The organism is Janthinobacterium sp. LPB2021202312-11-4 (assembly GCF_037049705.1).
GTDB lineage: Bacteria > Pseudomonadota > Gammaproteobacteria > Pseudomonadales > Pseudomonadaceae > Aquipseudomonas.
The window spans coordinates 43,574-57,928 of the sequence record NZ_JBAGKV010000020.1; the positions used below are offsets into that span (position 1 = coordinate 43,574).

General features: G+C 61.8%; 14 protein-coding genes. 7 read left to right on the forward strand and 7 right to left on the reverse strand.

Going from position 1 to position 14,355, the window contains the following annotated elements; genetic code table 11:
• Positions 1-27 precede the first annotated feature (27 nt).
• The 3 genes from V5E99_RS20660 to copD all read left to right on the forward strand — a co-directional run bounded on the left by V5E99_RS20660 (position 28) and on the right by copD (position 1,765).
• Positions 28-468: an acetyltransferase gene (locus V5E99_RS20660; RefSeq protein WP_499804107.1), complete on the forward strand. Its 441-nt coding sequence runs from the start codon at positions 28-30 to the stop codon at positions 466-468.
• 67 nt (positions 469-535) lie between these two features.
• Complete coding sequence (copC, locus tag V5E99_RS20665; RefSeq protein WP_499804108.1) at positions 536-901, forward strand: copper homeostasis periplasmic binding protein CopC; 366 nt, start codon at positions 536-538, stop codon at positions 899-901.
• Between the two features lie 3 nt (positions 902-904).
• The gene (copD, locus tag V5E99_RS20670) at positions 905-1,765 is read left to right on the forward strand and encodes a copper homeostasis membrane protein CopD (protein ID WP_499804109.1); all 861 of its coding nucleotides are present in this window, start codon (positions 905-907) and stop codon (positions 1,763-1,765) included.
• Between the two features lie 86 nt (positions 1,766-1,851).
• On the opposite strand, the gene V5E99_RS20675 is transcribed toward copD, so the two are convergent.
• A complete protein-coding gene (locus V5E99_RS20675) occupies positions 1,852-2,994 on the reverse strand; it encodes an HlyD family secretion protein (protein ID WP_499804110.1) in 1,143 nt (380 codons plus the stop codon).
• On the reverse strand, positions 2,991-4,655 hold the full coding sequence (locus tag V5E99_RS20680) for an MFS transporter (protein ID WP_499804111.1): 1,665 nt from the start codon (positions 4,653-4,655) through the stop codon (positions 2,991-2,993). Before V5E99_RS20680 ends, V5E99_RS20675 begins: the two co-directional genes overlap by 4 nt.
• A 290-nt stretch (positions 4,656-4,945) precedes the next feature.
• On the opposite strand from V5E99_RS20680, the gene V5E99_RS20685 reads away from it, so the two are divergent.
• The 4 genes from V5E99_RS20685 to V5E99_RS20700 all read left to right on the forward strand — a co-directional run bounded on the left by V5E99_RS20685 (position 4,946) and on the right by V5E99_RS20700 (position 9,119).
• A complete protein-coding gene (locus V5E99_RS20685; protein WP_499804112.1) occupies positions 4,946-6,241 on the forward strand; it encodes an OprD family porin in 1,296 nt (431 codons plus the stop codon).
• A gap of 160 nt (positions 6,242-6,401) precedes the next feature.
• Positions 6,402-7,220, forward strand: coding sequence for an NAD-dependent epimerase/dehydratase family protein (locus V5E99_RS20690; protein WP_499804113.1), 819 nt, complete (start codon positions 6,402-6,404; stop codon positions 7,218-7,220).
• 27 nt (positions 7,221-7,247) lie between these two features.
• A complete protein-coding gene (locus V5E99_RS20695; RefSeq protein WP_499804114.1) occupies positions 7,248-8,138 on the forward strand; it encodes an SMP-30/gluconolactonase/LRE family protein in 891 nt (296 codons plus the stop codon).
• 114 nt (positions 8,139-8,252) lie between these two features.
• Positions 8,253-9,119 carry an aldose 1-epimerase gene (locus V5E99_RS20700; RefSeq protein WP_499804115.1) on the forward strand — a complete coding sequence of 289 codons (867 nt, stop codon included), beginning with the start codon at positions 8,253-8,255 and terminating at the stop codon, positions 9,117-9,119.
• Here the strand turns inward: V5E99_RS20700 and V5E99_RS20705 are convergent.
• The 5 genes from V5E99_RS20705 to pqqC all read right to left on the reverse strand — a co-directional run bounded on the left by V5E99_RS20705 (position 9,116) and on the right by pqqC (position 14,262).
• Positions 9,116-10,843 (reverse strand): PAS domain-containing hybrid sensor histidine kinase/response regulator, encoded by a 1,728-nt coding sequence (locus V5E99_RS20705; protein WP_499804116.1) that lies wholly within the window; start codon positions 10,841-10,843, stop codon positions 9,116-9,118. The two genes, V5E99_RS20700 and V5E99_RS20705, sit on opposite strands and share 4 nt — an antisense overlap.
• Entirely contained in the window at positions 10,827-11,990 is a 1,164-nt protein-coding gene (gene ercA, locus V5E99_RS20710) for an alcohol dehydrogenase-like regulatory protein ErcA (RefSeq protein WP_499804117.1), read from the reverse strand. Before ercA ends, V5E99_RS20705 begins: the two co-directional genes overlap by 17 nt.
• 130 nt (positions 11,991-12,120) lie before the next feature.
• A complete protein-coding gene (gene pqqE, locus V5E99_RS20715) occupies positions 12,121-13,263 on the reverse strand; it encodes a pyrroloquinoline quinone biosynthesis protein PqqE (RefSeq protein ID WP_499804118.1) in 1,143 nt (380 codons plus the stop codon).
• Positions 13,241-13,492, reverse strand: a complete 252-nt coding sequence (pqqD, locus tag V5E99_RS20720) for a pyrroloquinoline quinone biosynthesis peptide chaperone PqqD (RefSeq protein ID WP_499804184.1) — start codon at positions 13,490-13,492, stop codon at positions 13,241-13,243. The genes pqqE and pqqD overlap by 23 nt, the downstream gene beginning before the upstream one ends.
• A 17-nt stretch (positions 13,493-13,509) precedes the next feature.
• Positions 13,510-14,262 (reverse strand): pyrroloquinoline-quinone synthase PqqC, encoded by a 753-nt coding sequence (pqqC, locus tag V5E99_RS20725; RefSeq protein WP_499804119.1) that lies wholly within the window; start codon positions 14,260-14,262, stop codon positions 13,510-13,512.
• Positions 14,263-14,355: the final 93 nt, after the last annotated feature.

Genomic DNA, 14,355 nt, shown 5'->3' on the forward strand with positions numbered 1-14,355 from the left:
CTTTCCACCGCGCAATGGATCACCCACGTGAACATTCGACCCCGCGTCGCCACCGACGATGCCACCCTCGCCGCCCTGTGGGAACGCTCGGTGCGCGCCACCCACGACTTTCTCAGCGAAGAGGACATCCGGTTCTTCTTCCCGCTGGTGCGCGACAGCTACCTGCCAGCGCTGAAGGTATGGGTCGGTGAACAGGTGGACGGCACGCCCGCAGGATTCATCGCCACCGGCGGCGACACCGTGGAAATGCTCTTTATAGAACCGGACCGGCGAGGCCAAGGGGTCGGGCGCCAATTGCTCGATCACGTCAACGCCCTGCACGACACCTTGCGCGTGGACGTCAACGAACAGAATCCCCAGGCCCATGGCTTCTATTTGCACTATGGTTTTGAACAGACCGGCCGCTCGGAAACCGATGGCGAAGGCCGGCCGTTTCCTATCATTCACCTGGCGCTGAAACCGGCGTAAACATTTCCCGGCGCGCACCGTTCATGCTTAAGTAACGCCCATTCCACTGCCCAGAAGGTAACTGACCATGCTGCTGAAAAAAGCCCTGACCGCCGCCGCCCTGCTCGGCTCGCTGCTCGCCGCTTCCTCGGTGTTCGCCCACGCCCATTTGAAAAGTGAAACCCCGGCCGCCGACAGCACCGTGACCGCGCCGACTGATCTGCGCCTGGTATTTTCCGAAGGCGTGGAAGCGACCTTCACCAAAGTCAGCCTCAGCAAGGACGGCGCCGACGTACCGGTGAAAAGCCTGGCCACCGAAGGCGCCGACAAGAAAACCCTGATCGTCACCCCGGCCGCACCACTGACGGCCGGTGCGTATAAGGTCGAATGGCATGCGGTGTCGGTCGACACTCACAAAAGCGAAGGCGCCTACAGCTTCAAGGTTGGCCAGTAATTCATGACCGACGCGCTGGTGCTGTGCCGCTTCCTGCATTTTGTGGTGGTGCTGATGCTGTTCGGGGCCTGGGTGTTCCGGCCGCTGTTGCTGAACGGTGAAGCCGCTCCGCTGGATCGGCAACTGGCGCGAATCACCCGCTGGCTGACCGCCGTGGCGTTGGTCAGCGGCGTGAGCTGGTTGCTGTTGATCACCGCCAGCATGGCCGGGGCGTGGGACGCTGCGTTCGATCCCTCGACCCTGCGTCTGGTGCTGCGCAATACCTTTTTCGGCCAGGTCTGGACCTGGCACCTGCTGCTCAACGCCGTGCTGATGGGGTTATTGCTGACGCCGTTGCGCGCGAATGTGCCACTGAGACTGGTCGTGACTGGCCTGCTGCTCGCGACCCTGGCACCGGTGGGGCATGGCGCGATGCTCGACGGACTTAGCGGGCAATTGCTGATCCTCAACCAAATCATTCACCTGACCTGCGTCGGCGCCTGGCTGGGTGGGTTGCTGCTGTTGGTGATGATTCTGCGGCAACCGTGCGGCCACTCGTTGAGCGCGATCCTGAGGCGGTTTAGCGGGGTCGGTTACGGCTTGGTGACAGGCTTGGTGGTGACCGGATTGATCAACGTGCGGGTGTTGACCGGTGCCTTCTGGCCGACACCGTTGCTGTCCGGGTTTGCCTTGATTCTGCTGATCAAGGTGGGATTGGTCGCGGTGATGCTGGGGCTGGCGTTGTTCAATCGGCTGCGGATCAAGGACTGTGAGCAGCGGGTTGGCATGCTCAAGACCAGCGTGATGGTGGAATGGTTGCTGGGGATGGGCGCGGTGGCGGCGGTTTCGCTGCTGGGCACCATGCCGCCGATGATTGCCAGCTAAAAAGCAAAAGATCGCAGCCTTCGGCAGCTCCTACAGAGGAACACGTTGCCCCTGTAGGAGCTGCCGAAGGCTGCGATCTCTTGATCTTATGGCTCTGCCTTTCCTTGCGAAGCGGTATCAATACTCACCACCACCGACATCCCCGGCCTTAGCCGCTCGCTCTGTTCCTGATCCGCATCCACGGTAATCCGCACCGGCACCCGCTGGGCAATCTTGACGAAGTTGCCGGTGGCGTTGTCCGCCTGCAACAGGCTGAACTCGGAGCCGGTGGCCGGGGAAATCCGCTGCACCTTGCCATGGAATTTACGATGGTTGAGCGCATCAACGGTGAAGCTCACCGGCTGGCCGACCCGCACGTCGTCCATCTGGGTTTCCTTCATGTTGGCGATCACCCACAACTGATTCGGCACCAGCGCCATCAACTGCGCGCCGGAGTTGACGTAGGCGCCCAACCGCACGCCAATCTGCCCGAGCTGGCCATCACGGGGCGCCGTGACTCGGGTGTTCGACAGGTCGATCCGCGCCAGTTGCACCGCCGCTTCCGCGCTGGCCACCGCCGCTTCCAGCGAGCCACGATTGACGATCACCGTTTGCAGATCCTGCCGGGCGATTTCCAGGTTGGCCTGGGCCTGCGCCACTGCCGCAATGGTTTGGGCATTGGCGGCCAGGGTCACGTCCAGCTCACGCTTGGACACCGAGCCATCGTTGATCAGTGCTTTGTTGCGCCGCAGATCGGCCTCGCTCTTGCGTGACTGGGCCTGGGCGTCGGCAACCGCGGCCTGACGCAACTTGATGGTCGCTTCGGCGCTGTTACGTTGCTGCACCACGTTGGCCAGCGCGGCTTTTTGCACCGCCAGTTGCGCCAGGGATTGATCGAGATGTTGCTTATAAATGCGGTCGTCGAGCCGCACCAGCAGGTCGCCGGCCTTCACAAACTGGAAGTCTGTCACCGGCACTTCGTACACATAACCGCTGAGCTGCGGGCCAATGATCGTCACCTGGCCGCGCACCAAGGCGTTCTCGGTGGTTTCCACCGCGCTGCTGAACGGCGGCAATTGCCAGGCGTACAACACGATCAACACGCCGACGATGGCAATCGCCGAGAAGCCCATGGATGAAATGATCCGCACCCGCAGCGAGCGCGGTTCGGTGGCCGGCGAAGACGGCGGCGCCACGCCTTCGGGGGTGGCGGCAATGGCGTTGGTGGTCGTGGTCGTCGGTTCAGTCATGAAGAAGTGGCACCGCTGGGTTGAACGGAAGAAGTGGCTGGCGCCGGGGCGACGGCTTGGGTGGTGCTCATCAGCCACAGGGCGCGAATGGAGATCCAGATCATGGTCAGCACCGCAATCACGGCGATCAGCATGAACACATCGTTGTAAGCCAGCACATTGGCCTCGCGCGTGGCGGCGGTCGCCAGGCTGCGAATGCCTTGAATATTGCGCAGGCTCGGGTCGGCGATCATCGAGCCCACCGCATTACCGCCACTCTGGACCCGAGCCGCGACACGCGGATCAAGCATCGTCAGGTGTTCGACGATATGGCTGGAATGGAATTTCTCCCGAACGATCTGGAAGGTGCCGAGCAGCGCCGCGCCGATGAGGCCACCGAGGTTCTGGCAGATCCCGAACAGTACGGAAAAACTCACCAGATTGCGCGGGTTGGTCAGCACATTACGGGTGCCGAGGACCATGGTCGGACCAAGGAAAAACGTGCCGCCAAAGGCCAGCAAAAACTGGCTGAAGTACATGTTTTCCGGACGGGTCAGGTTGTTCGAATAGCTGTCCATCACCGACCCCACTGCCATCAGCGCCAGGGACACGATCAGTGGCATGAACAGGTGTTTGGGGTCGATGGTCAGGGCACTGGTGGCCAGACCGGCGATGCTGCCGAGCAACATCACCACGTACAGGCTATGCAACTGCTGGCTGCTCATGTTCAGCGCCTGCATGAAGCCGACGGCACCGGTGGACTGCTCGGACAACACCATGCGAATCAGGATCACTGCCAACGCCAGACGGATCATCACGCCACTGCCGAGCCAACGGGTCATCAGCATCGGGTTACTGCGGTTATGTTCGATGGCCAGGCCGGCGAGGATCAGCACAATCGAGGCCGCCGACGCCACGCCGATCCACGGTGCTTCCAGCCACCAGTCGATGCGTCCCAGGGACAGCACGGCGCAGAGTAACGCCACGCCACTGGCGAGGATGGCGAAGGTCAGGAAGTCGAGTTTTTCGAAGGTTTTGAAGCGGTCGCCCGGTGGCAGCTTGAGCAAAAAAACGCACCCCAGTGTCAGCAGCGCCATGCCCAGTTCGAACAGGTACAAGCCGCGCCATTCGGCGATCTGCATCAGGTCTTCGGAGAACAGTCGCGCCAGCGGCAGCGCCAGTTGCGAGGTGCCGAGGCCCAGCACCAGCGCCTTCATCCGCCACTTCGCCGGGAACGCCTGGATCATGTAATACAGGCCCAGGGAACTCAGCGCCGCACCGACCATGCCGTGGGCGGCCCGCACGGCAATTGCTGAATTGAGGTCGTTAACGAACAAGTGGCCGAAAGTCACCAGGGCGTAGAGCACCAGGAACACTTCGGTGAACGCGCGCAAACCGAACTGCTGGCGAAACTTCACCAACAGCAGGTTCATCGAAACGTTGGTCATTACATAGGCTGCCGGCAGCCAGGCCATCTCGGCGGTGGTCGCCCCCAGTGCGCCTTGCAGGTAAGGCAGGTTGGCGATCACCAGCGAATTGCCGAGGCCACCGGTCAACGCCACCAGCAAACCCACCAACGCATACGCCAGGCGCTTGGGCGTGGAGTGCAAGGGCGTCGAGGGGGAACCGGGCAAACTGGGCCGTTCGTGGGGCTGCCAGTTGCGCGGGGCGTATTGATCCATTCATGAGCCTTGTGCTGGAAGTGCCGCCAGTTTGCCGGAAAACGACGGGTAAAACACAAAACCTGTAAGAGCAAGGTTTGCCCGTGAAGGCGGACTATCAGCCAACATTGATGTTGCATGTTAGATCGCTTTCGCGGGCAAGCCTCGCTCCTACGGGGTTGCGTTCGGCTCTTTAGGTCATCGTACAACTTGTGATTGACATTCCCCCAAACCCTCGCAAATAATCGCCGTCATGTTGTACGACGACGTATGACAACAATAAAAACAACAAGAAACATGGGAGCGTCACTGTGAGCAAGCTCGTCCGTCATTCCTCCGTCTGCACCCCTCGCCCCTCCTCTACACGCCGTCACACCCTGAGCCTGATCGGTTGCAGCAGCCTGGCCCTCGCCTTGCCCATGACCAGCCACGCCGCAGGTTTTGTCGATGACGCTAGCGCGACGCTGAACCTGCGCAACGCCTACTTCAATCGCAACTTCACGAACCCGGCCTACCCCCAGGGCAAGGCTGAAGAATGGACGCAAAACTTCATCCTCGACGCCAAGTCCGGCTTCACTCAGGGCACCGTCGGGTTCGGCGTGGATGTGTTGGGGTTGTACTCGCTGAAACTCGATGGCGGCAAAGGCACGGGCGGCACGCAACTGCTGCCGCTGGACCACGACGGTCGCCCGGCAGATAGCTTCGGTCGCACGAACGTAGCGCTCAAGGCCAAGTTCTCGAAGACTGAATTGAAGGTCGGCGAATGGATGCCGGTGCTGCCCGTCCTGCGCTCGGACGACGGTCGTTCCCTGCCGCAAACCTTTCGCGGCGGTCAGGTCACGTCCAGCGAAATCGATGGCCTGAAGCTCTACGGCGGCCAGTTCCGCGCCAACAGCCCGCGCAACGATTCGAGCATGAGCGACATGTCGATGAACGGCAAAGCCGCGTTCACCTCGGACCGCTTCAACTTTGGCGGCGGTGAATACACCTTCAATGACAAGCGCACCCTGGTCGGCGTCTGGTACTCGCAACTCAGCGATATTTATCAGCAGGAGTATTTCAACCTGAGCCACAGCCAACCCGTCGGCGACTGGACTTTGGGCGCCAACCTCGGGTTTTTCACCGGCAAGGAAGACGGCAGCGCCCTGGCCGGCGACCTGGACAACAAAACCACCTTCGCCCTGCTCTCGGCAAAGTACGGCGGCAGTACTTTCTATGTCGGCCTGCAAAAACTCACCGGCGACAGTGCCTGGATGCGGGTCAACGGCACCAGCGGCGGCACCCTGGCCAACGACAGTTACAACAACAGTTACGACAACGCTCAGGAGCGTTCCTGGCAAGTGCGCCACGACTACAACTTCGTGGCCCTCGGCGTTCCCGGCCTGACCCTGATGAACCGCTACATCAGCGGCGATAACGTGCACACCGGGGTGATCACCGACGGCAAGGAGTGGGGCCGCGAATCGGAACTGGCCTATACCGTGCAGAGCGGCGCGTTGAAGAACCTCAACGTTAAGTGGCGCAACTCGAGTATTCGCAAAGACTTCAGCACCAATGAATTCGACGAGAACCGGCTCTTCATCAGCTATCCGATTTCGTTGTTGTAAACCCGGTGGCGAGGGTGACTGCGCCCTCGCCGCTGACCCTCCGTCAATTTCAGCCGATGGTTCGTTGACAACCACCAGAAAGCCTAACGATACTCAGACCAAGTCATACGACAACCTACAACGATTTCAATAACAATAACCGCGCGCTCAGGTCCCCCCCATGACATCCACTCCTCCAGCCCCTTTCAATCGCCTGCTGCTGACCGGCGCCGCCGGTGGCCTCGGTAAAGTCTTGCGCGAAAGCCTGCGGCCCTACGCCAATGTGATTCGCCTCTCGGACATCGCCGACATCGCCCCGGCCATCGATGATCGCGAAGAAGTCGTGCCTTGCGACCTCGCCGACAAGCACGCCGTGCATCAACTGGTCGAGGGCGTGGACGCGATCCTGCATTTTGGCGGCGTCTCCACCGAGCGCTCGTTCGAAGAGATCCTCGGCGCCAACATCTGCGGCGTGTTCCACATCTACGAAGCGGCGCGTCGCCACGGCGTGAAACGGGTGGTTTTCGCCAGTTCCAACCATGTGATCGGCTTCTATAAGCAGGACGAAGTGATCGACGCCCACTCCCCTCGCCGCCCGGACAGCTACTACGGTTTGTCCAAGTCCTACGGCGAAGACATGGCCAGTTTCTACTTCGATCGCTACGGCATCGAGACCGTCAGTATCCGCATCGGCTCCTCGTTCCCGGAACCGCAAAACCGCCGCATGCTCAGCACCTGGCTGAGTTTCGGCGACCTGACCCACTTGATCGAACGCGCCTTGTACGCGCCGAACGTCGGCCACACCGTGGTCTACGGCGCGTCCGACAACCAGCACCTGTGGTGGGACAACCGTTTCGCCACATGCCTGGGTTATGCGCCGCAGGACAGTGCCGAAGCCTTCCGCGAGCAGATCGAAGCCTTGCCGCTGCCGGCGGACGACGACCCGATCCGGGTGTACCAGGGCGGCGCATTTGCCGTGGCCGGCCCGTTCGGCGACTGAGCCGAACTCCAGGAGAACAGAGTCGTCATGCAAGCCGAATTGATTGTCGATGCCCGTAACGCGGTCGGTGAAAGTCCGGTCTGGGTACCTGAGGAAAACGCCCTGTACTGGGTCGATATTCCCGCCGGGGGCCTGCAACGCTGGAGCGCCGAAACCGGCCACGTTCACGCCTGGACAGCACCGCAAATGCTCGCCTGCATCGTTCGCCACAGCGCGGGCGGCTGGGTTGCGGGGATGGAAAGCGGGTTCTTTCGTTTACAGCCCCACAGCGACGGCAGCCTCGACAGCGAACGGTTGGCCCACGTCGATCACGCCCGCCAGGACATGCGCCTGAACGACGGGCGTTGCGACCGTCAGGGCCGTTTCTGGGCCGGCAGCATGGTGCTGAACATGGGCGCCAACGCGGCGGACGGCACGCTGTATCGCTACAGCCATGGCCAGCGCGGACCATTGAAATCGAGGCTGGCCGGCCTCATCGTTCCCAACGGCCTGGCGTTCAGCCCCGACGGAAGAACGATGTACCTGTCTGATTCCCACCCTTTGGTCCAGCAAATCTGGGCCTTCGACTACGACATCGACAGCGGCACGCCGAGCAATCGCCGACTGTTCGTCGACATGAATCACTACTGTGGTCGCCCCGACGGCGCGGCGGTGGATGCCGAGGGCTGTTACTGGATCTGCGCCAACGACGCCGGGCTGGTTCATCGCTTTACGCCGGACGGCCGACTCGACCGCTCCCTCGCCGTACCGGTGAAAAAGCCGAGCATGTGCGCCTTTGGTGGCAGCCGACTGGACACTTTGTTCGTGACCTCGATCCGACCGGGTGATGATCATGATGAACAGTCGTTGGCGGGTGGAGTTTTTTCCCTGAGTCCGGGGGTGAAGGGTTTGCCTGAGCCGCTATTTCAAGATGGTTGAACAGCCTGAAAGCTCGCAGCCTGCGGTGGGATCGGTACATCCGGGCAAATCCCATCCCGTAGGAGCTGCCGCAGGCTGCGATCTTTTCAACCATTCAACACAGAACGACAACTGATGAAACTGCTCGAACTCGAAGACGACCTCACCCACCTCACCCTCGCCCCCGAACTCGGCGCGAGCATCGTCAACTGGACGGTCCGCAGCACCGGCCAGCCGCTGCTGCGCCACAGCGACGCCCAAGCCCTGAACACCGGCCTGCCCGGCAAACTCGCCTGCTACCCATTGGCCCCATGGTCGAACCGAATTTCCGAGGGTGGCTTCGACTGCCCCGACGGCTGGCTCGCGCTGACACCCAACAGCCTCACCGATCCCTTGCCGATCCACGGCAGTGCCTGGCAACAACCGTGGCAGGTGGTTTCGCAGTCGCTGAATGAAGTGGTCCTGCAACTCGACAGCACAACACCGTTCGCCTATCGCGCCCGGCAACGGTTCCATCTGCATCAGGGCAAGCTGAGCATCGAATTGGCCATCACTCACCTGGCCGAAGGCGCGGCGTGGCACGGTCTCGGTTTACACCCGTACTTCCCACGCACTGCCAGTACCCGGTTGCAAGCCCAGGCCGGGCAAGTCTGGCTGTGCGACAGCGCAAAACTGCCGACATCGCTGATTCCGATGCCCGCCGAATGGGATTTCCAGCAGCCCAAACCTTTACCCGACACTTTGGTGGACAACGGTTTCTGCGAATGGGACGGCCACTGCCTGATCCAGCAACCCGAGCGAGGTTATGCACTGGAATGCCAGGCCACCGGCAGCGATTACTACCTGCTCTACTGCCCGGTGGGCCTGGATTTTTTCTGCATCGAACCCGTGAGCCACCCGGTAAATGCCCACCACTTGCCCGGTCGCCCGGGGTTGGTGTTGTTGGAGCAAGGCCAAGCCACCGAGCTGGGTTTCAGCCTGCAATACCGCGCGCTCGGCTAACCCAGCAACTGACTCAGTACCGCGCGCAACTTGCCGGGTTTGACCGGCTTGTTCAGCAGCGGCGCGTCGAGGCGCTGCAACGAACGGCGACACTGGTCGGTGCGGTCGGCGGTGATGATCACCGCTGGAATCACTTGATCGAAATATTCGCGCAAGTGCCGCACCACATCGCACCCCACAACGCCGTGATCGAGGTGATAGTCCGCCAGAATCAGCTCCGGCGCCCGCCCCTCAAGGGCCGCCAACGCGGAGAACTCATCCGTGGCAATGACCACTTCACAACCCCACTGGCCAAGCAGCGCACTCATGCTTTCCAGGATGCTGACTTCGTTGTCCAGCACCAGCAAGCGGCGGCCCGGCAATGGATTGCCCGTACTCGGCTGCGGCGCGGCCAGGCTGATCGGCAGCGGCACTTCACGGGAAATCGGCACGTCGATGCTGAACACCGACCCGCGCCCCGGCCATGAACGCACCTCGATCCGATAACCGAGAATCTTGGCGATGCGCTCGACAATCGCCAGCCCTAAACCCACGCCTTTGCGGTCAGCGGCGCGGCCGACGTCCAGTTGGTTGAACTCCAGAAAAATCGAATGGAGCCGGTCTGCCGCAATTCCGCGCCCGGTGTCCCAGACTTCCAGGCGCAGCGTTTCACCGCGACGACGGGCGCCGAGCAGGATGCTGCCTTCGTCGGTGTAGCGGCAGGCGTTGCTGAGGAAGTTGCGCAGGATTCGCGTCATCAAGCGCAGGTCGGTGCTGATGGCGAAGTCGCCCATGTGCACCCGCAGGTTCAACCCTGCCGCCTCGGCCACGGACTGGAACTCCGAGACCAGCGGCGCGAGCAATTCGTCGAGGCGGTACAGCGCGACATCCGGTTTCACCGCCGCTTGATCGAGCCTCGAGATATCCAGCAAATCAGTGAGCAAATCCTCGGCGCCTTCCAGGGCCTGGTGCGTGCGCTCCACCAGCACGTGTTCGACGTCGGGCAATTGGCGTTCACGCAAGGTCGAGATCAGCAACCGCGCGGCGTTGAGCGGTTGCAGCAGGTCGTGGCTGGCGGCGGCGAGGTATTTGTCCTTGCTGCGATTGGCGGCCTCGGCGGCGTCCCGGGCATCGCGCAGGGCCTGGGCGATCTGTTTACGCTGGGTAATCTGCTGTTGCAGGTTGCGGTTGGCTTCCAGCAATTCATCGGTGCGCGCGGTGACCCGCTGTTCCAGTTCATCGTTGAGTTGTTGCAGGCGCTGCTGGGCGAGTTTGCGCTCGGTGATGTCGGCGACAAAACCTTCCACCAGCCCTTCCTGATCGGGCTTGAGCAACAGGTTCATCAGCACGTCGAGGCTGCTGCCGTCCTTGCGTCGCAATTGGGTTTCATAGCCGTGCAGGCTGCGTTCGGTCTTGAGGATTTCGCCGATGTTGGCCAGCTCTTTGGCGCCGCCGACAAACAGGTTGCTCGCCAGATCCGCCAGGGAGAACAGCACCTCCTGGGGGCTTTCGTAACCGAGCATCCGGGCGAGTGCCGGGTTGGCCGCGCGCATCCCTTCCAGCAGGCTGGCCTGGAAGATCCCGTGGACGGCGTTTTCGAACAGCCATTTGTAGCGATTGCGCTCGGCTTCGAGTTCGTCGAGGCGCGCGTTGAGCTCCGGGTAATGGCTCTTGCGCGCCGAGTGGCTGCCTAGTCCCAGTAACCCGGTCAGCGCCCGTTGCTGGTCTTCAGAGGGCTTCGCCATAGACGACCTCGACATCACGCTGACTGGACTCGCGCGGGTTGGTCAGGATGCACGGGTCGTGCATGGCGTGCTGCGACAGGAACGGAATGTCCGCCATGCTGACCCCATGCAGGCCCAGGGTTTCGTGGAAGCCGATCGCATGTTTCAGGGCAATCAGGTGTTCGACCAGGCGCCCGCAAATCTGCCGGTGATTCAGGCCCCGGCAATCGATGCCGAAGGTCTCGGCGATCACCTTGAAACGGTCCGGCGCCGAGTTGTAGTTGAACGCCACCACGTGTTCCACCAGCACCGCGTTGCACAAGCCGTGGGGCAAATCGAGAAAACCGCCGAGGCTGTGGGACATCGCGTGTACGGCGCCGAGGATCGCGTTGGAGAAAGCCAACCCGGCCTGCATGCTGCCGAGCATGATTTTTTCGCGCAGGGCAATGTCCGTCGGGTTGGCGATCATTTGCACCAGGTTACCGTTGATCAGGCGCATCGCTTCGAGGGCGTGAGGGTCGGTCAGCGGGCCGTGGCCGGTGGAAACGAATGCTTCGATGGCATGCACCAACGCGTCGATGCCGGTACAGGCCGCGAGGAACGGGTCCATGCTCAGGGTGGTTTCCGGGTCGATCAGCGACACGTCCGGGACCACGGCTTTGCTGACGATGGAGAACTTCATGCGTTCTTGCTGGTTGGAAATGATCACGAATTGCGAAACATCCGCCGAGGTGCCAGCGGTGGTCGGAATCAGGATCAGCGGCGGGCTGGGCACGCGGATGGTGTCCACGCCCTCGAACTCAAGGATGCTGCGCCCGTGGGCGACAACGATGCCGATGCCTTTGCCGCAATCCATCGGGCTGCCACCACCGATCGCGACGATCACATCGCAGTGGTTTTCCTTGTACAGCTCGGCGCCGAGCATGACTTCTTCGACCCGTGGGTTGGGCGAGACGCCGCTATATAGAAAGTAATCGATGCCCTGGGCTTGCAGGCTGGCCTCGACATCCGCGACCCAACCGGCGGCAATCACCCCGGGGTCACTGACCACCAGCACCTTGCGGGCGCCGAAGGTCTTGGCGTAGTTACCGACGTTGTGCCGGCAACCGGCACCGAAGATGATTTCAGGCGAAACGAATTTACGCAGCTGGCTGAGACTCTGGCTCATTGGAAAGCCTGTTTTTATTGTTTTGGAAGATGAGAGCCACACTAACCCATCCGGCTGCGATTGCAATCAGACCAATGGGTAGCACGATCTTGCATCCACTGCCCACCCACAGGGATGTGTGGTGTCTGGTTTATCCGCGATAGATCAGCCTGGACGCCTTCTCGTTACGCAACGTCAGGTGTTCCATGCCCTGCCCCGGCGCGTTGGCTTCTTCCCGGGCCTTGAGGATGACCCCGTGGTGCGGCGACTTGCTGCACACCGGGTCGGCATTTTCCGCATCGCCGGTAAGCATGAACGCCTGGCAGCGACAGCCGCCCAAGTCCTTGTGTTTTTCATCGCAGGAGCGGCATGGCTCCTTCATCCAGTCGTCGCCACGAAACCGGTTGAAGCCGAAGGAATCGGTCCAGATGTGTTCGATGCTGTGCTCACGTACGTTGGGAAACTGCACCGGCAACTGCCGGGCGCTGTGGCACGGTAGCGCGGTGCCGTCCGGGGTGATGTCGAGAAACAGGTTGGCCCAGCCGTTCATGCAGGTTTTCGGGCGTTCTTCGTAGTAGTCCGGGGTGACGAAAATCAGTTTGCACGGGTGGCCCTGAGCCTCAAGCCGCTCACGGTATTCGTTGGTGATGCGCTCGGCGCGTTGCAATTGCTCGCGGGTCGGCAACAGACCGACGCGGTTGAGTTCGGCCCAACCGTAGAACTGACAGGTGGCCAACTCGACGAAATCCGCTTCCAGTTCCAGGCACAACTCGATGATCCGGTCGATCCGGTCAATGTTATGTCGGTGGGTGACGAAGTTCAGCACCATGGGGTAGCCCTGGGCCTTCACCGCCCGGGCCATCGCCAGTTTCTGGGCGAAGGCCTTGCGCGAGCCGGCGAGCATGTTGTTCACCGCTTCGTCGGCCGCCTGGAAGCTGATCTGGATATGGTCGAGGCCGGCGACCTTGAAATCGAGCACCTTCTGCTCGGTCAGGCCGATGCCGGAGGTGATCAGGTTGGTGTAATAACCCATGTCCCGGGCGGCTTTGATCAGCTCGGCGAGGTCCTGACGCACCAACGGCTCGCCGCCGGAAAACCCCAGTTGCGCGGCCCCCATGTCCCGGGCCTCGCGAAATACGCGAATCCATTCTTCGGTGCTCAGTTCCTCGCCGGATTGGGCGAAGTCCAGCGGGTTGGAGCAATACGGGCATTGCAGCGGGCAGCGGTAAGTCAGCTCCGCCAACAGCCACAGCGGCGGGCCCGGCGGCGAACTATTCGATCCAGAATTGAGCATGGGCCACCTCCAGAAACGTCAGCACATCCTCGTCAATACCCGGCACGCCGGGGAACGTTGTCGACAGCTGCTCGATGATCGCCGCGACGCTGCGCTGGCCGTCGACCAGATCGAGAATCTGCCCGGCACTGGTGTTGAGTTTGATCATGCCTTCGGGGTACAGCAGCACGTGGCAATCCTGCCGGGGTTCCCATTGCAGGCGAAAACCCGGTCTTAAGGACAGTGACATCTCGCGGCTAATCAAACTCACAGGGCGATCCCTCGGTGCCAGACGTTCTCGCGGGTGACGCTGTGATACGGCGGGCGCTCCAGCTCATAAGCCATGCTCATCGCATCGAGCATGCTCCACAACACATCGAGCTTGAACTGGAGAATTTCCAGCATGCGCTGCTGGCCTTCGAGCGTGACGTAATGCGCCAGAGTAATGCGCAAACCGTGCTCGACATCGCGACGTGCCTGGCTCAGGCGAGTGCGGAAATAGTCGTAGCCGCTGACGTCGATCCATGGATAGTGGGCGGGCCAGGCGTCGAGGCGCGATTGGTGGATTTGCGGGGCGAACAGCTCGGTGAGGGAGCTGCTGGCCGCTTCCTGCCAACAGGCGCGCCGGGCGAAATTGACGTAGGCGTCCACGGCAAAGCGCACGCCGGGCAGGACCAATTCCTGCGATAGGATTTGCTCGCGATCCAGCCCCACCGCTTCGCCGAGGCGCAACCAGGCTTCAATCCCGCCCTCGCTGCCGGGGGCGCCGTCGTGGTCGAGAATCCGTTGCAGCCATTCCCGGCGCACATCGCGATCGGGGCAGTTGGCGAGGATCGCGGCGTCTTTGAGCGGGATATTGACTTGGTAGTAGAAGCGATTGGCGACCCAGCCCTGGATCTGCTCACGGCTGGCGCGGCCGGCGTACATGGCTTGGTGGAACGGATGATGGATGTGGTAATAGGCGCCTTTGGCGCGCAGGGCGGCTTCGAATTCGGTGGGGGTCATTGGGCGGTTGGTCATTGCGGATCTCCGGATTTTGCGGTGTCGGGTCTGGCGCCTTCGCGGGCAAGCCTCGCTCCTACAGGGTCAACACATGCCCCGTAGGAGCGAGGC